23 protein-coding genes are annotated in these 21,894 nt (G+C 66.1%); 14 read left to right on the top strand and 9 right to left on the bottom strand.

What is annotated here, in order from left to right; translation table 11 throughout:
• Positions 1-42: 42 nt before the first annotated feature.
• Positions 43-1,581 (bottom strand): LCP family protein, encoded by a 1,539-nt coding sequence (locus tag ACWRN3_RS14535; protein WP_476741082.1) that lies wholly within the window; start codon positions 1,579-1,581, stop codon positions 43-45.
• Between the two features lie 202 nt (positions 1,582-1,783).
• Between ACWRN3_RS14535 and ftsW the strand changes: the two genes are divergently transcribed.
• From ftsW to ACWRN3_RS14550, 3 genes are all read left to right on the top strand, one after another.
• Positions 1,784-3,079, top strand: a complete 1,296-nt coding sequence (gene ftsW / locus ACWRN3_RS14540) for a putative lipid II flippase FtsW (RefSeq protein ID WP_476741083.1) — start codon at positions 1,784-1,786, stop codon at positions 3,077-3,079.
• Positions 3,063-4,337, top strand: a complete 1,275-nt coding sequence (locus ACWRN3_RS14545) for an MFS transporter (RefSeq protein WP_476741084.1) — start codon at positions 3,063-3,065, stop codon at positions 4,335-4,337. Before ftsW ends, ACWRN3_RS14545 begins: the two co-directional genes overlap by 17 nt.
• A 233-nt stretch (positions 4,338-4,570) precedes the next feature.
• Complete coding sequence (locus ACWRN3_RS14550) at positions 4,571-6,508, top strand: S-layer homology domain-containing protein (RefSeq protein ID WP_476741085.1); 1,938 nt, start codon at positions 4,571-4,573, stop codon at positions 6,506-6,508.
• Between the two features lie 343 nt (positions 6,509-6,851).
• On the opposite strand, the gene ACWRN3_RS14555 is transcribed toward ACWRN3_RS14550, so the two are convergent.
• Together ACWRN3_RS14555 and ACWRN3_RS14560 are read right to left on the bottom strand one after the other, a co-directional pair.
• Entirely contained in the window at positions 6,852-6,998 is a 147-nt protein-coding gene (locus ACWRN3_RS14555) for a hypothetical protein (protein ID WP_159631085.1), read from the bottom strand.
• 329 nt (positions 6,999-7,327) lie between these two features.
• Complete coding sequence (locus ACWRN3_RS14560; protein WP_255173004.1) at positions 7,328-8,020, bottom strand: ANTAR domain-containing protein; 693 nt, start codon at positions 8,018-8,020, stop codon at positions 7,328-7,330.
• A gap of 398 nt (positions 8,021-8,418) precedes the next feature.
• Between ACWRN3_RS14560 and ACWRN3_RS14565 the strand changes: the two genes are divergently transcribed.
• Both ACWRN3_RS14565 and ACWRN3_RS14570 read left to right on the top strand, forming a co-directional pair.
• Positions 8,419-8,823, top strand: a complete 405-nt coding sequence (locus ACWRN3_RS14565) for a MarR family winged helix-turn-helix transcriptional regulator (RefSeq protein ID WP_476741086.1) — start codon at positions 8,419-8,421, stop codon at positions 8,821-8,823.
• Positions 8,824-8,885: 62 nt separating this feature from the next.
• A complete protein-coding gene (locus ACWRN3_RS14570; RefSeq protein ID WP_476741087.1) occupies positions 8,886-9,383 on the top strand; it encodes a hypothetical protein in 498 nt (165 codons plus the stop codon).
• A gap of 158 nt (positions 9,384-9,541) precedes the next feature.
• Here the strand turns inward: ACWRN3_RS14570 and ACWRN3_RS14575 are convergent, their stop codons facing one another.
• Positions 9,542-9,865, bottom strand: a complete 324-nt coding sequence (locus tag ACWRN3_RS14575; protein WP_476741088.1) for a hypothetical protein — start codon at positions 9,863-9,865, stop codon at positions 9,542-9,544.
• Positions 9,866-10,172: 307 nt separating this feature from the next.
• Here ACWRN3_RS14575 and trxB point away from each other — a divergent pair, with 307 nt between their 5' ends.
• The gene (trxB, locus tag ACWRN3_RS14580; protein ID WP_324642806.1) at positions 10,173-11,150 is read left to right on the top strand and encodes a thioredoxin-disulfide reductase; all 978 of its coding nucleotides are present in this window, start codon (positions 10,173-10,175) and stop codon (positions 11,148-11,150) included.
• A 28-nt stretch (positions 11,151-11,178) separates the two neighbouring features.
• Here the strand turns inward: trxB and ACWRN3_RS14585 are convergent, their stop codons facing one another.
• Positions 11,179-11,520 (bottom strand): hypothetical protein, encoded by a 342-nt coding sequence (locus ACWRN3_RS14585; protein WP_476741089.1) that lies wholly within the window; start codon positions 11,518-11,520, stop codon positions 11,179-11,181.
• Positions 11,521-11,802: 282 nt separating this feature from the next.
• Between ACWRN3_RS14585 and ACWRN3_RS14590 the strand changes: the two genes are divergently transcribed.
• The 4 genes from ACWRN3_RS14590 (at position 11,803) to ACWRN3_RS14605 (ending at position 15,002) form a co-directional block, all read left to right on the top strand.
• The gene (locus tag ACWRN3_RS14590; protein WP_476741090.1) at positions 11,803-12,324 is read left to right on the top strand and encodes a PAS and ANTAR domain-containing protein; all 522 of its coding nucleotides are present in this window, start codon (positions 11,803-11,805) and stop codon (positions 12,322-12,324) included.
• 204 nt (positions 12,325-12,528) lie between these two features.
• Positions 12,529-12,957, top strand: a complete 429-nt coding sequence (locus ACWRN3_RS14595) for a hypothetical protein (RefSeq protein WP_476741091.1) — start codon at positions 12,529-12,531, stop codon at positions 12,955-12,957.
• A 68-nt stretch (positions 12,958-13,025) separates the two neighbouring features.
• Complete coding sequence (locus ACWRN3_RS14600) at positions 13,026-14,243, top strand: MFS transporter (protein ID WP_476741092.1); 1,218 nt, start codon at positions 13,026-13,028, stop codon at positions 14,241-14,243.
• A 57-nt stretch (positions 14,244-14,300) separates the two neighbouring features.
• Positions 14,301-15,002, top strand: coding sequence for an esterase/lipase family protein (locus ACWRN3_RS14605; protein ID WP_255172996.1), 702 nt, complete (start codon positions 14,301-14,303; stop codon positions 15,000-15,002).
• Here the strand turns inward: ACWRN3_RS14605 and ACWRN3_RS14610 are convergent.
• Positions 14,971-16,101 carry a flavin-containing monooxygenase gene (locus ACWRN3_RS14610; protein ID WP_476741093.1) on the bottom strand — a complete coding sequence of 377 codons (1,131 nt, stop codon included), beginning with the start codon at positions 16,099-16,101 and terminating at the stop codon, positions 14,971-14,973. The genes ACWRN3_RS14605 and ACWRN3_RS14610 overlap by 32 nt on opposite strands.
• 133 nt (positions 16,102-16,234) lie before the next feature.
• Between ACWRN3_RS14610 and ACWRN3_RS14615 the strand changes: the two genes are divergently transcribed.
• On the top strand, positions 16,235-16,894 hold the full coding sequence (locus tag ACWRN3_RS14615) for a TetR/AcrR family transcriptional regulator (protein WP_476741094.1): 660 nt from the start codon (positions 16,235-16,237) through the stop codon (positions 16,892-16,894).
• Positions 16,895-16,909: 15 nt separating this feature from the next.
• Here ACWRN3_RS14615 and ACWRN3_RS14620 read toward each other — a convergent pair whose 3' ends face one another.
• Positions 16,910-17,272, bottom strand: coding sequence for a cupin domain-containing protein (locus ACWRN3_RS14620; protein ID WP_476741095.1), 363 nt, complete (start codon positions 17,270-17,272; stop codon positions 16,910-16,912).
• Positions 17,273-17,340: 68 nt separating this feature from the next.
• Between ACWRN3_RS14620 and ACWRN3_RS14625 the strand changes: the two genes are divergently transcribed.
• From ACWRN3_RS14625 to ACWRN3_RS14635, 3 genes are all read left to right on the top strand, one after another.
• Complete coding sequence (locus ACWRN3_RS14625; RefSeq protein WP_476741096.1) at positions 17,341-17,946, top strand: TetR/AcrR family transcriptional regulator; 606 nt, start codon at positions 17,341-17,343, stop codon at positions 17,944-17,946.
• Positions 17,947-18,600: 654 nt separating this feature from the next.
• The gene (locus tag ACWRN3_RS14630; RefSeq protein WP_476741097.1) at positions 18,601-18,978 is read left to right on the top strand and encodes a VOC family protein; all 378 of its coding nucleotides are present in this window, start codon (positions 18,601-18,603) and stop codon (positions 18,976-18,978) included.
• Positions 18,979-19,351: 373 nt separating this feature from the next.
• The gene (locus ACWRN3_RS14635; RefSeq protein WP_476741098.1) at positions 19,352-19,678 is read left to right on the top strand and encodes a hypothetical protein; all 327 of its coding nucleotides are present in this window, start codon (positions 19,352-19,354) and stop codon (positions 19,676-19,678) included.
• Between the two features lie 39 nt (positions 19,679-19,717).
• Here the strand turns inward: ACWRN3_RS14635 and ACWRN3_RS14640 are convergent, their stop codons facing one another.
• Positions 19,718-20,623, bottom strand: a complete 906-nt coding sequence (locus ACWRN3_RS14640; RefSeq protein ID WP_476741099.1) for a phosphatase PAP2 family protein — start codon at positions 20,621-20,623, stop codon at positions 19,718-19,720.
• 36 nt (positions 20,624-20,659) lie between these two features.
• Positions 20,660-21,844, bottom strand: a complete 1,185-nt coding sequence (locus ACWRN3_RS14645) for an MFS transporter (RefSeq protein WP_476741100.1) — start codon at positions 21,842-21,844, stop codon at positions 20,660-20,662.
• Positions 21,845-21,894: the final 50 nt, after the last annotated feature.

The raw sequence follows: 21,894 nt of genomic DNA on the forward strand, positions 1-21,894 counted from the left end.
AGATGTATTCAGGCAAAATTGGATTCAGCTTGCCAGAACGGACTAGTAGCCGGTGGGGTTGGCTGACTGGCAGGTCTGGTCGCTGCCGGTCTGCGCCACCACGCTTCCGGAGGAATCAGCGGACGACGGCGGTGCGGCGGGTTTGGTGCCGGTGGCAAAGTCCGTGCCGGCGTACAGCTGCACGCCCTGGATGTTCGCCACCTGCTGGACACTGGTGGCGGGCAGGCCGAACAGCGCCGCCACATCCGCGGCGACGTCCTCAAACCCGGCGGAGTAGTAGACCATGGTCTGGCTCTGCGCCTGGGCCTGCAGCTTGGTCAGCTTGGTGAAACCGGCATCCGAGAGCAGACCGGCAATCGCGGTGCTCCGGCCCGTGACCCCCGTGCCGTTGGCGACGGAGACCGGCTGCAGGGACTTGTCGTACGCCGGCGCCGCAGGCGTTGCGGGCGTTTCCGTGGGCGCCGCGGGGGCGGGCTGGCTCAGGTCCGGGCTGTTGCGCAGGGCGGCGAAGAAGTTGGACGCCGCCGGTTCATCAAGAGTCAGCCGGTTGGGGTCCTGCGGGGACGGCACCGTGGGGGTGGTGATGAAGTTGATGTTGGCGGGATCGATGTTCTTCAGCCGGTTGGCGATGGTGAGCAGCGACGGGATGGAGGACAGACCGGAATCAACCGTCAGGTTCTTGGTGATGGTATCGGCGATGGTCAGCGTCTTCTGCGGGTTGCCCAGCGTGCCCTCGGACTTCAGCTTCCGGCTGAGTGACGCCAGGAAGCCCTGCTGGGCCTGGATGCGGCCCAGGTCCCCGCCGTTTGCGAAGGCATGCCGGGTGCGCAGGAACGCCAGCGCCTGGTCGCCCTGCACCTGGGACTTGCCGGCGGGCAGCGTCAGGTGGGAATCGGGATCGTTGACGGCAGCGGTGACGCAGACCTCCACGCCGCCCACTGCGTTGGAGAGCTCCTTCACCGCGTTGAAGTCAGCCATCATGAAGTGGTCCACTTCCAGGCCCGTGAGCTTGTTCACCGTGTCCACGGCGCAGCCGATGCCGGCCTGGGCCATGGCGCTGTTAATCATGGCGCTCTTCTGCTCGGGATACTTCTGGTTGGTCTTGGAATCCGTGCACGCCGGCACATCCACCAGCAGGTCACGGGGGAAGCTGATGACGTTGACGTGCTTGTTGTCTGCCGAGATGTCCAGCAGCATCATCACGTCCGACTGCCCATAGCCGGAGGACTGGTCCGCCGTGCCGAACTGGCTGTTGTTGCCTTCCCGCGTGTCCGAGCCCAGCACCAGGATCTGCAGCCTGTCGGTGCTGTCATTCACGGCGCCCTCGGTGCGCTGGCCGCCGGCGGTCAGCTCCGAGGTGCTGATGTTGGACTGCAGGCGCCAGGCCCAGTAGCCGCCGAACGCCAGGACGCCCAGGAGCAGCACCGACACCAGTGCGGTGACGGCCTTGACCCAGCGCGGGGCACGGCGGAAGGGCCGACGGCGGCGGGAACTTGCGGCGTACAGCTCGCCCTGGCCTGGGTAGGCGGCGGGGCTGGCGGCTTCCTGTTCCGGGCCGGGGGATTTTCTGGAACCGAACACGACAAAATGACCTTCGGGAGGGGACAGGTTTCCGCTACGCTACACGCCCAAGCTGGCAATTCGCCCAGAACCGTGGCGGTGGCGGGTGTCCCGGCGCCTCCGCCGGCGTGCGGGGGCGTACTCTTTCTTCTCGGCGGTACCCGCCCCGGAGATGGGCCCGGCCATGGGGGAAGCCCTGGTGTGCAGGCTGAGGAACGGACAGATGAATACAGGACAAAAGCAGCGCGGGACGGGCCGTCCTGCCCGGCGCGGGTTGGGCAAACTGGCGGTCTGGCTGGAGGACGACTCCCCGGGACGCCTCCGCCCGCTGATCCTGGCGGTGGTCCTCACGCTCTCGGCGATCGGACTCGTGGAGGTGGCATCGGCGTCGTCTGTGGAATCCGTGGCGGCAGGAAACAATCCGTACGATCTTCCCCTGAAGCAGGCCATGTGGACCGTGGCCGGCGTGGTGATCATGCTGGTGCTGGCGCGCATGTCCGTGCGGCGGATCAGGTGGCTGGGCTGGGGGATGTTGATCGGCTCACTCTTTGCCCTGGTGCTGGTGTTCACCCCGCTGGGTATGTCCGTGAACGGCAACCGGAACTGGCTGAGCGTGGGAGGCTTCACCGCGCAGCCGTCCGAGTTCGCCAAGCTGTCGCTGATTGTCTGGGGCGCCGGGATCCTGGACCGGAAGCAGGCCCTGCTGGGGCAGTGGAAGCACGCCGTCGTCCCGCTCGCGCCAGCCGGAGCACTCATCATGGGCATCGTGGCGCTGGGGCACGACCTCGGCACCACCATGATCATCATGATGATCCTCGCTGCCACCATGTTCTACGGCGGCGTGCGGATGAAGGTGTTCTCCGTGGCCGGCCTGATCTGCGCGGCGGGCGCCCTGGTGCTTGCAGCCACCAGCGGCAACAGGATGGGCCGGATCTCCTCCTGGCTGGGCATGGGCTCCGAGGAGGACGCGCAGGGCATGGGCTACCAGGCGCAGCACGGCGCCTACGCCCTGGCCTCCGGCAGCTGGTTCGGCGTGGGCCTGGGGCAGAGCCGGCAGAAGTGGAACTGGATCCCGGAAGCCCACAACGACTTCATCTTTTCCATCCTCGGCGAAGAACTGGGCCTGGCCGGTTCGCTCCTGGTGCTGGCCCTGTTCGCCATCCTGGCCATCGCCGTGTTCAAGACCATCGCCCGCACCACGGACACGTTCTCGCGGATCGTGGCCTGCAGCGTGATCACCTGGATCCTGGGCCAGGCCGTGATCAACGTCGCCATGGTCAGCGGGCTGCTGCCAGTGATCGGCGTGCCGCTTCCGTTCATCTCCTACGGTGGTTCAGCCATGGTCTCCTCCCTGGCCGGGATCGGGGTGATCCTTGCCGTGACCCGTCCGGAAGGAACTGTTCCCCCCGCCCGCCGCGGCATCCGCCTGGGCCGCGCCCGCTTGAACGGCGCCAGGCAGAACGGTGCTGTGGCTGATCGTGCAGTGAAGCAGGTCCGGGAGCATGCCCACCAGCGCTAGCGCCGCCGGAAGGGGTCCCGCGGCGCCCATGACCGCCATCCGCTTCATCCTGGTCTTCGGGATCATCAGCGCGCTGATGGACATGGTGTACGAGGGCGCCCGGAGTGTGACCGGTCCGTTCCTCGGTGCGCTGGGCGCGTCTGCGCTCCTGGTCAGCGTGGTCACCGGTGCCGGGGAGGCTGTGGCCCTGGTCCTTCGCCTGGTGTTCGGGCGGCTGGCGGACAGGCCCGGGCTGCGGTGGGCACTGGCGATCGGCGGGTACGCGCTGACGGCCGTGTCCGTGCCGCTGCTGGGAATCACTGACGCGCTGTGGGTTGCCTGCCTCCTGGTCCTGGCGGAGCGGCTGGGCAAGGCCGTAAGGAGCCCGGCGAAGGACACCATGCTGGCCGAGGCAGGTTCGGCGCTGGGCCAGGGCAAGGCCTTCGCGCTGCACGAGGCGCTGGACCAGGTGGGAGCGCTGCTGGGGCCGCTGCTGGTGGGGGTGGCCCTGGCGCTGTCGGGCAGCTACGGACCGGGGTTCCTGCTGCTTGCTGTTCCAGGCCTGGCGGCCATGCTGATTCTCCTCCGGCTGCGGCGGAGGGTCCCTGATCCGGCCGTTTACGAGGTGGCGGGCGCGCCCTCTGCCGCAGCCGGCCCCGCTCCCGGCGGCCCTGGCCCCGCTTCCGTGACGGCCGTTCCCATGCCCCGGCAGTACTGGCTGTACGCCGCGTTCAGCAGCCTGACCATGTTCGGCTATGCCACGTTTGGGCTGTTGTCCTTCCACCTGGTGGCCACCGGTCTCCTCCCGCCGGCGGTGGTCCCCGTTCTCTACGCCGCGGCCATGGGGGTGGACGCCGTGGCCGCCTTGGCCTCCGGTTGGCTCTTTGACCGGGTGGGGCTGAAAGTCCTCCTGGTCCTGCCCGTCCTCGCGGCGGCGGTGCCGTGGCTGGGCTTCAGCAACAACACGGCGCTCGCGGTCACAGGGGTTCTGGTGTGGGGAGCGGCCATGGGCGTCCAGGAAAGCACCATGCGGGCAGGCGTGGCGGGGCTTGCTCCGGTGGAACGGCGGGGGAGTGCCTATGGAATGTTCACTGCGTGCTACGGCCTCGCCTGGCTGGCCGGGAGCTTCCTCATCGGTGTGCTGTACGAGTACTCAAGACCTGTCCTGGCCGTCACCGTCACGGCAGTGCAGGCAGCTGCCATGGTGACTTTCGCCGTCGTGCGTCCTCATGCCGTGGCCCCCTCTGCTGCCACACAAGAAACCCAGGCGGAAGATTGATGACCCGCGCTGAGCCTGACAGGGGGCTCTTCAGCCGGGCCGACCAAGCTGATTCTTCTACGGAGCGAGTAGAAGTCCCATAAATGGTGGCCGCCGTTCCCCTAACGTTTTGAAAAACGAGTACTCACTACTCGTGCACGCTTCTCCGGGCCACGGGTCTAATGGCAGCGGGGGCAGAAGCTTCCTTGGAGTACCTGGGCGCCGAGCACCGGGACAACCAGTGAGGAGAATTCATGAGACATCCGTTGAACCGCATCCTGAGCCATGGACTGGCGGCAGTCCTGGTGCTCACGGGTATGGGAACGCTTCTGGGAGGGCAAGCATCGGCCGCTCCTACTGTTTCGGACCCCCCGGTCACCCCTACATACGGCACTCCAAGCATCAGCTATTCAGGCGCTGGGCAACCGCCTACCGCTGACAAACCGCAGAGCAAGCTGTGGTGGAACGACGGCAAGTGGTGGGCCAACATGTGGACCACCGGCAGTGGCTGGCACATCTATATGCTCGATCGCGGCTCCAAAACCTGGGTCGATACTGGCGTGGCCAATGACAGCCGTACCAACACGCATTCCGATACGCTTTGGGATGGCAAGTACCTGTACATTGCCTCGCATGTGGTTACTACCTCCACGGAGACCTCTATAACCCCTTCCTTGCCGAACCAGCCAGCAAGGTTCTATAGGTACAGTTACGCCAACGGCAAGTACACGCTGGACAGTGGTTTTCCTGCCGTCATTGCTAAAAACAGCAGTGAGTCCATGACTATCGACCGGGACAGTACTGGGACCATTTGGGCGACCTGGACGGAAGTAGCGGCTGACGGGACCAGCAGCGTCTACGTTAATCATTCAGCACCCGGCGGGGGCGGCTGGGCTGAACCCTCGGTCCTGCCCGTAGACAATCCGCATCCCGAAGCTGACGACATTTCAGCTGTTGTCGCGTTCAACAAGAAGCAGATCGGGATCATGTGGACTGACCACCTCACGGGATCCGTCTGGTGGGCTACCCATAATGATGGACAGTCGGCTGCCACATGGAAGACCCAGCCTGCACTTCGCGGCGAGGGCATCGCGGATGACCACCTGAACCTGAAGTCACTTAATTCGGACAGTGCAGGTCGCGTATATGCCGCGGTCAAAACAAGCCTCGACGTCACGTCAACGGATCCCAAGGCTCCGCAGCTGCAGATGCTGGTATTCAAGCCGGGAACAGGTGCCTTTTCAGTGAGCACCATCGCCACCGTCGCGGACTGTGTTACCCGTCCTCAGGTGGTGTTGGACTCGCAGAATAACGTGGTGCATGTCTTCCACACCGCTCCGCCGACCTCAGCCAGCGGCTGTGCTTACACCGGTACCGCGGGAAGTATCTACGAGAAGACAGCCTCCCTGGACAATCCCGTCTTTTCGGCCGGGCGCGGTACCCCAGTGATTCAGGATGGAACGTCGCCCAACATCAACAACGTGACCACCAGTAAACAGGGCGTCAATAGCACCACCGGCTTGGTTATTCTTGCCAGCGACGATGTTGCCAAACGTTATTGGTACGCGGATGTGCCGCTGGGGGGCCCGTACAAGCCACCAGCGACTTCTCCATTCACCGACGTCTCTCCCGGCCAGCTGTTTTACAACGAAATCTATTGGCTGGCAGAGAAGGGTGTCTCCACGGGGTGGACCGAACCCGACGGCACGAAGACCTTCAGGCCGCTCCTCGCGGTGAACCGGGACGCGATGGCAGCTTTTATGTACCGTCTCGCCGGCCAGCCGGCCTTCACCCCACCAGCTGTTTCACCCTTCACTGATGTCGCGGTCAGCTCGCAGTTCTACAAGGAGATTACCTGGCTGGCCAAGCAGGGCATTTCCACCGGCTGGACCGAAGCGGACGGCACTAAGACCTACCGTCCGCTACAGCCAGTGAACAGGGACGCCATGGCTGCCTTCATGTACAGGCTTGCTGGCAAGCCCAGCTTCACGGCCCCAGGTATTTCGCCCTTTACTGACGTTCCGGTCGGCACGCAGTTCTACAAGGAAATCACTTGGCTCGCCAACCAGGGCATTTCCACCGGCTGGACCGAAGCGGACGGCACCAAAACCTACCGTCCCATTCAGCCCGTAAACAGGGATGCTATGGCAGCGTTCATGTACCGGTACAACAGCAAGCTCGGCTCCCTCTAGGGCAGCGGGTATAAGGCTTCACCCCCGCACGGGGGAGGGCAAAGGAAGAGGTTCCGGCCATCGATGGCCGGAACCTCTGTCCTTTTGCTGCGGGACACGGGCCTGACCTCTGCAGTAGCCTCCGTCGGGCGTGAAAGGGTAGGTGCACGTTTACGCTGATCGCTGCCGGCTTCCCGCAACTGCTCAACTGGGCCTTGAAGCCAGTCGCCGTGCCCGCCAAGCAGCTTCTTGTCGTTCGTTCACTTCCTGGCGACGGTGAAGCGGGGCACATCAGCAGCCAAGTGTTCCGCCTGTTCTTCGCGAAGTGAGCAATGCGCCACCTGGTGGAACTTGGGGCCGATACTTAGGCCACCGCTCCGGCAACCTCGGGGCACTCAGCGCAGCGGACGTCCGCAACCAGGGAACCGGCGTCGTCCTTTTGGAAGTGGGTGACGTGATTGGTGGTCCTGCCGCAGGTGGGGCAGAAACTCTGGCTTTGTTTAGTCCACATGCATGAATAATACGGAACGCCGTGATAAAGGAAAGATTGCCGGCCGAAACCATGTGGATTTCCGCATGTCCCGTGACCGGATCTTGACCAAAGCTGCTGGCGATTCTTCAGCGAACACCGAGTTTCGCCGCGTAGTTTTGGCGCATCAGGCAGTACGGAGGCAGGACGGAAGGAGCGCAGGACAATGACCATCACCGATTACATCGTGGCTCTCGGCGGCATGCTGGCTTCACTCGGATGTGCAGGACTCGTGGCGGCCGGACTCATCAGGGCGCGGTCGCGGCACCAGGCATAACTCCCGCGGACAACAAGGAAGGTTCGCTGCAGTCCTAGGCAATCGCCGGCGGTTCGAAACGGGTTCTGGGCGCACCACTGGGCATCGCCTTCAGGATGCCGTCCGCCACGCTGCGCACCTTAAGATTGCGGTTCCTTGAGGTGCCGGCGAGCCTGCTGAAGGCTTCGGCGTAGGAGCAACGGTTTTGCGCCATCAGCACTCCGCAGGCAACATCGATGCTGGTCCTGCTCTCCAGTACCTGCTTGAGGTTGTCGCCCGCACGGATCACGCCGTGGACGTCGAGGGCCAGTTTGAGGCTCTGTGATGCCACCTCGCCGAACCATGCGGCGTCAGCGAGGATCCTGGTGGGGAAACCGTAGTCGGGCGGGCCCAGGAAAACGAGGGCTGCGGACGAGCCGGGCTGCAGTTCCAGGGGGAGGGCAAGGGCGGCGCCGAGGCCATGCTCCAGCAACCGCCGCCGGTAGCCCTGCCAGCGTGCGCCGGCCTGGCCGATCACTGTTGGAGCGGCCAGGGCGGAGCCCAATGCGGTGGGGCCGTCCACGTGCTCATCCTCCGTGGCTGCAAGGGCGGCGGTGCCCGCCGTGCTTCCGGCCGTGACGGTACAGGACCTTTGCCGGTGCAGCACGGCTGCGCACTCAACCGCCGTGCCTGCCGTGGTGCTCATCCAGCGGGCCGCTGCGCCGGCGAGTTTTTGCAGGGAGTCTGCCTCGCCGTCGGCCCCTGTCACTAAATCCAGCAGGAACCCTTGCCGGTCGGGCCCCTTATTATCTGCCGGGCCAAAAGCCACCCTGCACCCCCATCTGCGATTCCCCCGTGGCCGTGCTGCCTGGGGGTTGCACAAAAACCTATTGGGCGCGCGGGGCAGCGGCACGAGTAGCCGGTACTCTACTTTTCCTCCAAGGCTTCCGCGGGTACCCGTTCGCCCGTCGACGTGTGGAGCAACCGCCACAGCAAGTGGGCTACCATAGGTTTGTTAGACGGCCAAGCAAGTAGGATATCGAAGGAATTCGCATGAACCCGCATGGTGCAAGCGAAGGCTACTGTTACCCACCCCGCGAGGGCGCGCAGCCCGGCCCTGTTGACGTCATTAATGCCCTCAGGGAGTTTCGGACCTCTGAAAGCGCCATGAGAAGGCGCACCCGTTCCTCCGCCGCGATGGGGGAGACCGATCTTTTGGCGCTCCGGTACCTGATCGATGCGGAAGCTGCCGGCGTTGGAATCCGCCCCACCCAGCTTGCAGCCCGCCTGGGCATCACCTCCGCGTCCATGACCAGCCTTGTTGACCGGCTGGTGGCAGCCGGCCATGTGACCCGGGAACCCCACCCCTCCGACCGGCGGGCTGTCATCCTCAGGCCCACGCCCGGTGCCGAGGAGGAGGTGCGGCACAACCTTAACCAGATGCACAAGCGCATGCTTGAGGCCGCCGAGTCGCTGTCGGCGGAGGAGATCAAAGCGGTGCTGCACTTCCTGAGCTGCATGCGTGAGGCCGTGGATGCGGTGGAAGCCGCTGCTGGGGTGGGTCGGCGGTAGACAAGGAGCTAATCCTAGTTAGACTAGCTACATTGTTTGATAACTATCGGATGGCGGATCGCATGACTGCAGTACTTGAACCTCAGGCAGCGGGACAACGGATCCACGTCCAGGCCCACGACGAATTCCAGCTCCAGCCGACTGCACCAAGTGCGTTTGATAAGTCCACAGTGCCCGCGCTGATGGACGATCCGGCGCCGGCCATGGAGCTTGATGAGCCGGCCGCACCTTTCCATTGCGGCGTGGCAATGACCTCCGGGCCGGTTCCGATCGCCTCCCTGGGGTGGGCGCCACTTGAGCTTGGTGCCTCGGAATGGTCCTGTATCTGCGGCTACACCGTGGACGGCAGTCCGGCCGGCGATCCGCTGGAAGCAGTCCAACTGGCTTCGGCAAGGGTGGAGAGCCTTCAATGGGAGCTCGACGCTGCGCAGGAGCAGTTTGAGAATGCAGTCAGGAATGCCTCGAAGCACGGCGCGGGGGAGGGAGCCCTGGGCAGGGCTGCCGGCCTGAGCGCGCTGGAGCTCCGGGAATTCCTGGATGGCGAACCACGGCTGATGTAAGTTTTGGGTCCCGCTGGGGGCCCGGGCTCCGAACAACCCCGAAGTGCAGCCATCCGTCTGTTCAGATGCAGCTGCGCTTCGGGTTGTTGGAGCGGTGGAAGAAGTGGTTGACGGCCTGCTCTGGCCCGAAGCGTGGGCGCGGCGAGCGGCCGGGAGTCCTATGCGGCCAGGCGGGCCGGCGCAGTGCGTGGATGCCGCCGGTCGGCCAGCACGCTGATGGTGCAGGGCGCCTGGTCCGGATCGATCATTGCGGGCAGCTGCCTTGTCTTGGAAGCGGCGTGGAGCATGTCCAGTGCCTCCTGATCCACCCAGGCGCTGGAGACGTCGAGCTCCAGGTCCAGGCCTCCCTTGAGGGAGTTGGCGCGCTTTGCCACTACATAGAGGGCGTTGATGCTGTGGATGGTGATATGCCCCTTTGCAATCACCTGGGCCTTGCTGTGGTCCAGATCGACCCGGACCGCGATGTTCAGCTTAGAGTTCAAGATGTAAAGCCTTCCCCGGCATTGGCTGCGACGCTGCAGCTTCTTGCATGGCCTGTTTGCTTAAGCCTCAACTAGATTAGGCAACCAATGTGATGTGCGCAACACCGTGACGTTTATTACATCGACCGCAGTTTCCTATCACTTTGGGAATCGGCGGATGGCAGCCCGGGCCGCTGCTTGGCCCTGGCCTGCCAGGCAATGAAAGAATCGGACGGGGTGATCAGGGCACGCACAGAACTACTGACCACCCAACTCCTGCCCGCGCAGCCCGCGGACGCCCCGCAGTACCGCCACCGAAGGACACGCAATGAGCAAAGAACAGCTGATCATCATCGGCTCCGGCCCCTCCGGCTACACCGCCGCCATCTACGCCGCCCGTGCCGGACTGAACCCCTTGGTCCTGGCCGGTTCCGTCACCGCCGGCGGCGCGCTGATGAACACCACCGAGGTGGAAAACTTCCCGGGTTTCCCGGCCGGCGTCCAGGGCCCCGAGCTGATGGACGGGCTGCAGCAGCAGGCGGAAAAGTTCGGCGCGCGCATTGAGTACGACGACGCCACGTCCGTCGACCTGAAAGGTCCCGTCAAGCGCGTGGTCACCGGCGGCGGGGAGACCTACGAGGCCCAGGCCGTCATCCTGGCCACCGGCTCCGCCTACAAGGAGCTCGGTCTGCCGGAGGAGAAGAAGTTCAGCGGGCACGGCGTCTCCTGGTGTGCCACCTGCGACGGATTCTTCTTCCGCGAACAGGACATCATCGTGGTGGGCGGCGGCGACTCCGCCATGGAGGAAGCAACCTTCCTGACCCGCTTCGGAAAGTCCGTCACCGTCGTCGTCCGCAAGGGCGAACTGCGCGCCTCCCGCATCATGGCGCAGCGCGCCAAGGACAACCCCAAGATCCGCTTCGCCTGGAACTCCGCCGTCACCGCCATTCACGGCGACGGCAAAGTCAGCGGCGTCACCCTGACGGACACCCGCACCGGTGAGGCCCGGCACCAGGACGCCACCGGCATATTCGTGGCCATCGGCCACCTGCCGCGCACGGAACTGGTGGCCGGCCAGGTGGACCTGGACGACGAAGGCTACATCAAGGTGGATGCGCCCACCACGTGCACCAACCTGCCCGGCGTCTTTGCCTGCGGCGACGCCGTGGACCACCGCTACCGGCAGGCCATCACCGCCGCCGGCACCGGCTGCGCCGCCGCGCTGGACGCCGAGCGCTTCCTGGCCGCGCTGGAGGACGCCGCAAGCATCGCCACGGCGCTGGTGGAGGAGCCGACCCACAGCTGAATATGGTGCAGCGGGAAGGCTCCCCAGGTCAGACGACTTCGGGGAGCCTTCCCGTTAATACGGAAACGGGGGCCGATGACCAGCGCTCGCGTTCCGGCTCGTACGAGATCACCATGGACGCGTCGCTTTCGCGCGCCTCGTCGATTGCCAGCAGCAGGGCATCCTCCATGTGCCTGGCATATTCCAGCCGCTCGGGCAGCGAACCCTGCAGGCCGCCGTCGTCAATCAGTACGTGGCCCTTGCCGTCCACGATGACCTTCAGTGAATACCCGCAGTCCTCGTGCAAGGACCCTCGGGTGGATGAAATCTCGGTGACTCGGTCTGCCCGGACCAGCCCGTTGCCCAGCGTGCGGATCCATACTTCACCCATGAACTGACCTCCCCTTGGATTGGGACGCGCTTCAGCACCCCATAAGGCGAACGCTACTCCTCGCCGGGCCCTTTGTGACCCCCGCATTTTTGGGGGAGCCTGCCCGAGGAATGTGACATCTGGCCGGCAAGTAAAGTTATGGTGGGTTCCGTGCACCCGGCTGGGTTCGCCTGACTTCGGAAGGTCAATATGTGGTCAAAACTCGATACGTATCTCTTTCCACTCCAGCCCTCTGCGCAGTGTCCTTCGGGGACCTTTAAGCTGCACGTTCCCTCCGGAAAGATGGAATGGTCCGAGGGCATGTACGGCATCCACGGGCTCAAGAAAGGCGACGTGGTGCCTACCTGGGAACTGTTCATGGCCCACAAGCACCCGCTGGACCGGGAGCCGGTCCGTGCCCTCTGGACGAACCTGCTGGACGGCGGAGGCCAAGGGGCGCTGCTCCACCGGGTCATAGACGTCCGGGGCAGGGAACGGCGTGTCTTCTCCGCAGTCCAGGCCGTTCCAGAGCCGTCGGGGCAGGTGGAGTATGTCCGCGGGTTCATGGTGGACGTGACCCAGAGCCTGCGGATCGAGTCCCAGCACGCGGCGGAGGAAGCGATCGAGGGTGCGTACGGGCACAAGGCCCTCATTGAGCAGGCCAAGGGAGTTGTCATGGCGCTGGGCGGAGTGGATGGCCAGGCCGCCTTCCAGGTCCTGGCCACGCGAAGCCAGCACGCCAACACCAAGCTGCATATCGTCGCAGAGGAACTGGTCAACGCGGCGGCGGACGGCAAGGCCGCCGAGGTCCTGGCGGGTTACTGAGCCCGGGCTCTGTGGGACCTTCGGCACTTCCCGCAGCGGCGTGCCCTGCGCGACTCTGGTTTCGCGCCCGTTGACGCCCGGAGGACCCATTCCCGGCACCGATTGCTGGGTAACTGCCGTTTTGACTCCCGAAAAGGACAAATACGGAGCAATCGATGCCCATCCGGGCCGGCAATGGGATCGCATCGACCTCGGAGGAGGGGCATGGCGGACAGGACCATCAGCCGGAGCCGCAGCATTGGCTCCGCCATAGTCAATGCCCTGCTGCTGTACGGGATCAACGTCTGGCCCGGGTGGCGGGTGCTGCCGTTCCTGACTGCGGACATGCCCCGCGCCCTGGACCTCCTTAATGCATCCTTGATCGCGGGCATCATCGTGAACCTGGTCTGCGCGGTGATTCACGCCAGGGCACTCCTGGCGCTGGGAAACCTGGTGGTCATGGGCATCGGCGTGGCCGCCATGATGCGCCTCTGGGAGGTCTTCCCGTTCGACTTCGGCACCAGCTGGTCCGGCTGGCCGGTTGTGGTGCGGGTGCTCCTGGTTGTTGGGATCGTGGGTTCGGTCATCGGCGCCATTGTTGAGCTGGTCAATCTGTTCCGTGCCCTTGCCGGGCTGGAGCCGCGGGCCCGCTAAGAACCGGAGGCGCCGGGGACAGCCGGCGATGCAGGGGGTGCGGATCCGGCGGTCATAGGATAAATCCGATGACTTCCCCGGATGACCCCGAGCCCTTCAGCCTGCGCAGTATTGCGGTGGCCGCCTTCGGCCCCACACTGCTTTTCGGAATCGGGCAGGGCGCCATCCTCCCGGTAGTGGCATTGTCCGCCCGCGACCTGGGCGCCTCGGTGGCGGTGGCCGCCCTGATCGTCACCCTGATCGGGCTGGGGTCCTGGTTCTTCAACCTGCCCGCTTCCCTGGTGACCCTGCGCTTCGGTGAACGCTGGTCCATCGTGGGCGCCGCCGTCGCTGCCGGCCTGGCCCTGGCGGCCGCCGCCACCTCCGCCCTGGCCCCGAAGGGACTGTGGCTCCTTGCGGTGGCGATGACCGTCGTCGGGATGTCCGGCGCGGTCTTCGGCCTGGCGCGGCAAAAGTACCTCACCGAGGCCGTGCCCGTGGCGTTCCGCGCCCGCGCGCTATCCACGCTGGGCGGCGTCAACCGGATCGGTGTGTTCATCGGCCCGTTTGCGGGGGCAGCGGTGATGCAGTTCTTCGGCATCGCCGGCGCCTACTGGGTGGGGGTGGTGGCCATGGCGGCCGCCGCGCTGCTGTCCCTCGCCATCCCGGACCTCACGACGCCGGACGTCCACTTGGGCGCGGACGGGGGCCCCCAGCCCACGCTCCGCAGCGTCGCGGTATCCCATGCCGGCGTGTTCCTTTCGCTGGGGATCGGCATCCTGCTGCTCAGCGCATTGCGGTCCTCCCGGCAGGTGGTGATCCCGCTCTGGTCCGACCACCTGGGCATGGATGCCACCTCAGCGTCCCTGATCTACGGGCTGTCCGGCGCCATCGACATGCTGGTGTTCTACCCGGCGGGAAAACTCATGGACCGCAAGGGCCGGCAGTGGGTGGCGGTTCCGTCCACGCTGCTCATGGGGACGGCGCTGCTCCTGATCCCGCTGACCGGGTCATTTGTGGGGCTGCTGCTGGCCGCGCTGCTGATCGGGTTCGGCAACGGCATCAGTTCCGGGCTGGTGATGACCCTGGGCGCCGATTTCTCACCGGACCGCGGCCGGGGACAGTTCCTGGGCCTCTGGCGTTTCATGGCGGACGCCGGCTCCACCGGTGGACCAGTGCTCCTCTCCGGGGTGACGGCCCTCGCCTCCCTGGGCCCGGGGATCTCAGCCACGGGTGTCCTGGGCTTCGCTGCGGCGGCCGTGTTCGCCGTCGTGATTCCCCGCCTGAAGCACCGTCGCAACTACTGAGGCGTGTTTGCGGGCCCGGTTGGTGGGTAGGCGCCCCGCTGAGGTTATTCTCGACTCATGAGTGATCCCGGCGCCGCTGCCCGCATCAGTCCGCTGCAGAAGGCTGTGTGGTGGGCGCAGGACTATGTGTATGCCGCAGGCTGGCAGGTCCGCGGATTCCTGTCGCGCGTGCAGCCGGCGTCCTTCCGCAACGGGACCCGGCCGCCCGTGGTGATCATCCCCGGCGTGTACGAAAACTGGCAGTTCATGATGCCGCTCATCCAGGCCATCCACGATGCCGGTCATCCGGTGCATGTGGTCACGGTGCTCCAGCGCAACAAACTGAAGGTGCCGGACGCCGCCAAACTGGTGGCCCAGCACCTGGAGGAGGCGGGGCTGCGCGATGCCATCCTGGTGGCGCACAGCAAGGGCGGCCTGATCGGCAAGTACACCATGCTGTCCCTGGATCCCGAGCACCGGATCGACCGGATGATCGCTGTGTGCTCGCCCTTTTCCGGCTCGCGCTACGCCCGGTACATGCTGCTGCCCAGCCTCCGGATCTTCTCGCCGCGGAACGCCCTGACCCTCCAGATGTCCCGCGAGCTGACCATCAACAGCCGCATCACGTCCCTCTACGGACCGTTCGATCCGCACATTCCGGAGGGGAGCGTCCTGCCCGGGGCCACCAACATCGAGCTGCCGGTGGCCGGGCATTTTCGGATCCTCGGGGACCCCGCGACCGCCCGCATCATTGTGGAGCAGCTGAACCTTCCGGCCTGACGTCCCCGGGCAGTTGCGTTGTCCCTGATCCGCGTGGCACTTCGGCGGCGATGCACCGGGCTATGAAGGCTGCGTCCCTGCCCACGCCGTGGACCATGGAGGATGCCAGCGACTGCTGGAACGTGGCTCCCAGGAAGTACAGTCCCGCCTGGGCTTGGGCCACCCCGCGCTCCTGGTCCGGCTCCCCGTCCGGGCCGAACACCGGCAAGTCAATCCACGCCAGGTCCGGCCGGAAGCCAGTGCACCAGATGACGTTGGCGATATCCGGCGTTCGTCCGTCAGCCAGCAGCGGCCGGCCGTCCCGGACGCCTTCCGTCCTGGGAACGCGTTCGACGCCGGCACGCACCAGGTCCCGGTTCTTCACCCTGACCAGTGGCCCGCTGTGCGCAAGGATCTGCGGGCGGGCCTTCCGGCCGGCGGGAGTGTTGAGGTTGAGGACGTGGGAGAACGCGAAGAAGACAGCGAGGGTGAGGGGCCGGGCCGCCACGGCATCGATGGGCCAGGGGATCTGGCCGGGGTGCCGGCCGGAGAGGTAGGTCGTGCGGTTGGGGGCGAGTTCCAGGGCGATGTCCGCGCCGGAGTTGCCGGCCCCAACCACCAGGACAGGGCCTGGCGCAAGGTCCTTCGGGTTCTTGTAGCTTCCCGCCGTGAGTTGCTTGATGTCCGGGTTGAGCTGCTGCGCGAAGGCCGGCACCTTGGGTGTTCTGTCCCAGCCGGGTGCCACCACCACATTGCCGGCTTCCAGGTATTGGCCGCCAGCTTCGATGGTGAAGCTGTTTCCATTGTGGCTGACGCGGTTGACCCGGACGTTGTTCCGTACCGGCAGCCCAAACTTCTCCGCATAGCTGCTGAGGTACTCGGCGAACTCTTCACGCGACGGGTAGGACCAGGGCGGGGCGGGGTAGCGGCTTCCGGGAAGGGCATCGTACCGGGCCGGCGTGAAGAGCCTGAGGGAGTCCCAGCGGGTGCGCCAGCTGTCTCCGGTCCGGGGGTTCTCATCAAGGATCACGAACGAACGCTTAGCGCGGGACAAGTGGTAGCCCATGGCCAGGCCTGCCTGGCCGCCGCCGATCACCACGGTGTCGAAATGCTCTGACATGGTGTCCTGCCCTTCCGCCCCTGTTCCGCTGCGTGGATGCCGTGCCTTGCGTCTACGCCGTGCGTTGCTGTCCGGGACTTCCTGCTATAATTCATCCGAATGGCATTCGGATGAATTAAGGCTAGGCCCGGCGATGAGTGAAGTCAATGCCCCCGCACGCCGCTACCACTCGCCCCGGCGGAAGGAGCAGGCGGCTGCCACCCGCGATGCGGTGCTGGCCGCCGCCCGCGAGCTCTTTGTGGGGGAGGGGTACCGGTCCACCACGGTGGCTGGCATTGCGAGGAGGGCCGGAGTCGCCGTCGACACCATCTACGCGACCGTCGGGCGGAAGCCGGATTTGCTGCGTGAAGTGGTGGAAACAGCGATCTCGGGTACCGGCCAGGCGGTACCCGCGGAGCGCCGCGGTTACGTGGTCCGCCTGCGGGAGGCGAAGGCGGCGTCCGAGAAGATCTCCATCTATGCCCACGCTCTGGCCGGCATCCAGCCCCGCCTCGCGCCGGTCTATTTGGCGCTGCGCGACGCCGCCGGCACCGATCCCGACTGCGCTGCGCTGTGGACTGAGATTTCCGACCGCCGCGCTGCAAACATGCTGCTCTTTGTTAAGGACCTCGCTGCGACCGGGGAGCTGCGAACGGACCGCCCCGCGGCCGAACTCGCCGATGCGGTCTGGAGTATGAGTGGGCCCGAGTACTGGGTGCTCCTGGTGGACCGGCGGGGGTGGGGGCACCGGCAGTTCGCTGAGTGGCTGACCGATGCCTGGTGCAGGCTGTTGCTGACAGGGGATCGGTCGTAGGGGGCTTTCCGGCGGCTAGGAATCAGCAGGACCAAGGCGGCCTGGGTGGGCGGGCGATTCATCCACGCCCGGGTTCTCCCGGCGGGGTTCCTTCAGCTCGATAAAGAGGCAGTGTGTGGGCGTGGAGCCGGTGTTCGTCCCGGAATGTTCCTGCGCTTCGAGCCAGCGGGCTTGCCCTGCCTGCAGCTCCACGTCCGCTTCCCGGTCTCCTGAGCGGAGGCGGCGGGCGAAGGAACTGAGCGTGACCATCACGCTGTCAGGGTGGGAATGGGTGCCGGTGGTGTCTCCGGGGCCGTCGCTGTACTCGAGGACGCGGACCCGGTCGTTTTCGAAGACGAGCCGGTAGTGCTGCGGATTCACTGCAATGGGATCGGCCACGGGAAACCCCTCGGTGAGTCTTTTATGGGACATCCGTACCATAACGGTACGTCTGTATCATAAGTCTTGTGCCCGTACGCCACAATGAAAAATATCTGGAGACCGGCAGGACCCGGCAGAAGTCGCGCACCCGTGAAGAGCTGGTGTCCTCGCTCCGGGACCTGCTGAAGGACGGGCAGGATCCTTCGGTTGCGGAAGTCGCCGCCATTGCCGGGATATCGCGGACGACTGCCTACCGCTACTTCCCGGACAAGGAGGCCCTCCTGCACGCGGCCCTCCCCGAGACCGGGTTGGGGTCGCTGCTCGGCGAGGAACCGCCGTCGGACGTCCGTGCCCGCCTGGTGCGCACCCTGGACGCGCACTTCGAGTTCATCCGGACCTGGGAACCGCAGTTGCGGGCATCGCTGCGGCTGTCCCTTACCCCGGGCACCACCCGCCCCACTCTTCGCGGGGGCCGGGCTGTGGGCTGGTACCGCGACGCCCTGTCTCCGCTGGAAGCCGCCGGATCCGGGATCGACATCGCCGCCCTTGCCGTGCGGCTTCGTGCGGTTGCAGGGATTGAACCATACGTCTGGCTGCGGGACGTGGCAGGCCTCCGGCCGGACCAGGCATTCAGTGCCATGCGCGCCAACGCCCTGGACATTCTTGACGCCGAACTGGGCCGGCAACGGTAGCTGGCGCGCTGCCCGGCAGGGGAGGCGCCAAGAGCAGCATTTGCGATAGAAGCGCAGGTCAGGGCAGGGTTGAATGAATTTTCACATAACTTGAGCTTTTGTTGACGTTTTTCCTCCTCGCTTCCTGAGGTTGGACGGGCAAAGTGGTCCTCAGCTAGACCACCACCCCGGCGGGGGTCAGGATCGTGGCCACTTTCGCAGGCGGTGCCCAGGCCACTGCATCCGTGAAGGTGAGCCTGGAGATCGGCACGGGACTTAAGAAGATCTATTGCGCCTGAGGTTTCCACCCGCCAGCTCGGCGGAAGAAGGTGCCGCTGCATCCCCCCATGCAGTGGCACCGTCTCCCGCCGAGCTGGCTATTTGGGTATTTGGGCACGTTGGATCGTGCCGGCGACGTGGGGGTGCTGAGATGGTTGTTCCGGGAATGGGCCCGGGCGACGCGCATATTCCTGTCCGACCCGCCGCTTCCCCTGTGCTCCGGATATTGGGGCCGCGAGAGGCAGGATGCGGGTCGCGGATGCATGTCCGCGTCGAGGGGAGCAGGGGCGCCGGGACGGATCATCGGGTTGCAGGGCCAGCGAAGGTGCGTGCTGCCGTCGTGCCTTCCCCGTGTCCGTACGGCCGGTGGCTTGGGGCGATCCGTACACTGGCACCATGTCATGCCGAATCAGTGAACTGGTCCTGAACTGCGACGACCCGGAACTGCTTGCGCGGTTCTGGAGTGACGTCCTTGGTTATGTCGAGCTGGACAGGGAGGACGGCATGATTGAGATCGGGCCGGCTAACGCCGGGTTCGGCGGCCTGCAGGCCACGATCATCTTGAGCGCCAGCAGCAACCCGCGGGTGGGGCGGCTTCCGCTGCACATCGACGTCAACCCGGTGGACCGGGACCAGGACGCCGAACTGGAACGGCTGCTGGCCCTCGGTGCCCGGCCGGCCGACGTGGGCCAGACCGGGGACGAACAGTGGCACGTCCTGCAGGACCCCGAAGGAAACGAATTCTGCCTCCTGCGCAAGCGCCTCGATCCCTGACACAGGATCGCGCAGCGGAAAAGGCGCGAGGGGCAGTGCCGGGCGGCGCCCACTTCAAAACGCCGCCCTGGCACCTGCAACTATTCACCGCGCCGATCAAGGCGGGGGACTCCAATTCCTCAAGGTTGCCGCAAGACTTCCCGGCAGGACGCCTGCTCGTGCTAACGCGGAGCGCCATCCTGAAGGCTTTCCTCGGTAAAGCGCAATGTGCCTGAACGCGGGACGTGTGCCTGGCATGCCCGCCCACACGGAGGCCGGGGCCTACCAATAACTTAGGGCTCATCACCCTTACGGGCCAGGCGCGGAAACGCTACATTGTAGCTACGCTTGCGGGCGCTTCCCATCCGAGCCTGTTTGCTACTAGGGGATCGACGTGGAACTCTTCAGCGACAAACCCGCGCTGGCCGCGGCCGCCCTCACCCGGCTCGTCGCCGCGGATGCCCGGAGCCACGGTAGGCCTGCGGGCCGCCTCCAGGCCTACCTCAGTGACCTCGTGGTGCGCAACGGGCCGAGCATCGTTGAGCAGTTGGCCATCGAGTTGGCGCGCCAGCACCTGGCAACGCTGGACCGCCTTGCCCAGGCCACGGGGCAGCCCGCCGCGCGCTACCTGGACGAACTGGAACTCGCCGCCGCCATGCAGGAAAGCATCGGCCGTGACAGTGCGCAGTTGGACACCACGGACCTCGGCGAGGGCAACTGACACGTGTGCCGGGTGGGGAGGAGGCGCCCGGGTGAGCCTCTACCGCCTGGACGCGCCCTGCCGCCGTGCGGCGTACGCGAACAGGGACGTAGTGGCCACCGTGGCCAGGTATCCCGCGATCACGATCAGCGAGATGCCGGCCCAGAAGTAGTTGGTGGTGCTGGCTTCCTGCCACGGGCTGGGCGCAATCCGGATGAGCGAGTACACCGCAACCCCGGCCGAACCCAGCCCGATCAGCACCGGCAGCGTAAGCCAGATCCGGGCCGAACCGAGGTGGTCGCCGAACCCGTCCCACTCGTTCCAGGACCCGCGCCGGAGGATCAGCCAGCCCGCCGGAATCATGAAGGCGCCCACCAGCAGGAACGCCGCCACCACGTCCGCGGGCCGGTGCCACTGGTTGATCAGGGTGGACACCCCGGACGCGATGGCGAACGAACCGCCAATGAAGCCGGCCATGGGCCGCCAGCGCGGGGACGCCATGAGGAAAACCGCGGCGGCAGCGGACGCCGCCAGCGTGGTGTGGCCGGAGGGCAGCGAGTTCAGCTCCAGGGTCAGCACGCCTTTGTCCGGGCGCGGCGGAAGCAGGTCCTTGAGCACCTGCGTTGCCACGTTCGCGCCGATGCACGCGGACACGGCAATCCCGGCCTCCGCCCAGTGCCGCCGGATCACGGTCACAAACAGGACCACGACGGCGGCCATCACCAGGGAAATAGTGGGCAGCCAGTCGAGGAACTGGGTGGCGGCCTTCCCCGCGGGCCCATGGATCTGCACCGCTTCCACCAGCGCGGACTCATCGATGAACTGGCCCGTGGTGGTCTGGACGAAGAAGTAGTAGGTGGCAACCAGCCCGGCAATGCACGCCACCGTGGACAGCACAAACAGGGACGCCGAGCCCGGGGCAGGCCGTGCCGGAGTCCTGGTGGAGAGTTGCCGTGAAGAAGTCATCGCGGTTAAGGGTGACACAAAAAGCTGGAAGGCCGCTCAGGCGGTGGGCTTGACCGGGTCCAGCCGGGGGACGGCGGCGGCGGCCACCAGCAGTGCCAGCGCGCCCAGCCCGAACGGCAGGGCGGTGGCCGTGGCAATGGCGCCCACCAGCAGGGGTCCGCCGGCGTCGCCCAGTTCGCGGCCCAGCTCTGCCGAGCCCATGGTCCGGCCCATCCGCTCCGGCGGCGTGGTGTCGGCCAGGTGCGCGAACCCCAGCGGGGTGGCCACGCCGATGCCCGAGCCAATCAGTGCAGCCGCAACGAAGATGGTGACCACTCCCGGGGCGGCCGCCACCAAAGCGATGCCGGCGGCGATCAGCAGCAGGCCCGTCGTCGTGCCCTTGTTGTCGCTGACGGCGTGCCGGTCCCGCAGCCTTCCGATCCACGGCTGGGTGAGCACCGAGCCCAGCGCCACGACGCTCACCGCCGCCGTGCCGGCGAATGCGTCCAGCCCGTGGCGCGTGGCCAGCGCCGGGAGGAAGCCGACGGCGGCACCCAGCGCACCCGTCGAAGCGGCAAGCACCAGCGTCGGGACCAGGAAACGGCGCTCGCCCACCTGCCGGGCCAGGTCCATCACGGTGTACCGCTTGCGCGGCAGCGGCGCCAGGTGCGGCACCGACACCAGCACCCAGACGGCCGTGGCGGCCGCCAGCGCGGACAGCGTGCCAAACAGCAGGGGGAACCCGGCGGCCAGGATCAGGCCGGCGCCCAGCGGCGGGCCAATGATGTAGCCAAGGCTCTTCCAGGACCCGTACCGGCCAAAGTAGGTCCCGGCCTTTCCGCCGCGGGCCATCCTTGCCACCATGGCGGACGACGACGGCGAGAAGGCCGACGCTGCGGCCCCCTGTCCCAGCCGGGCCAGGGCCAGGATGAACGGGTCGGCGGCGCCGAGGCCAATCAGCGACAGTGCCGCGAAGGCGAACAGGCCGCCGACGATGACAGGTTTGGCGCCGATGCGGTCGCTGAGGGCGCCGAAGACCGGCTTGAGGAACACCTCCGCCACGTCGTATAGGGCCAGCAGGATGCCGAGGTTCAGCAGGGTCAGGCCGATGTTTTCGCTCTGCGCGCCCAGCCCCGCCGCGATGCTGTGGGCGCCGAAAGCCGTGACGAAGCCCGCCGCATACAGCGGTGCCGTCGACGAGCGGGTGGCCTGCGCGCCTGGCACGGATCTGTCGGGGGTCATAGCTGGGACTTTAGTACCTTCACAAAGTTGTGAAAACTTCTAAGACTTGG

The sequence above is a fragment of the Pseudarthrobacter sp. rb genome (assembly GCF_056389225.1).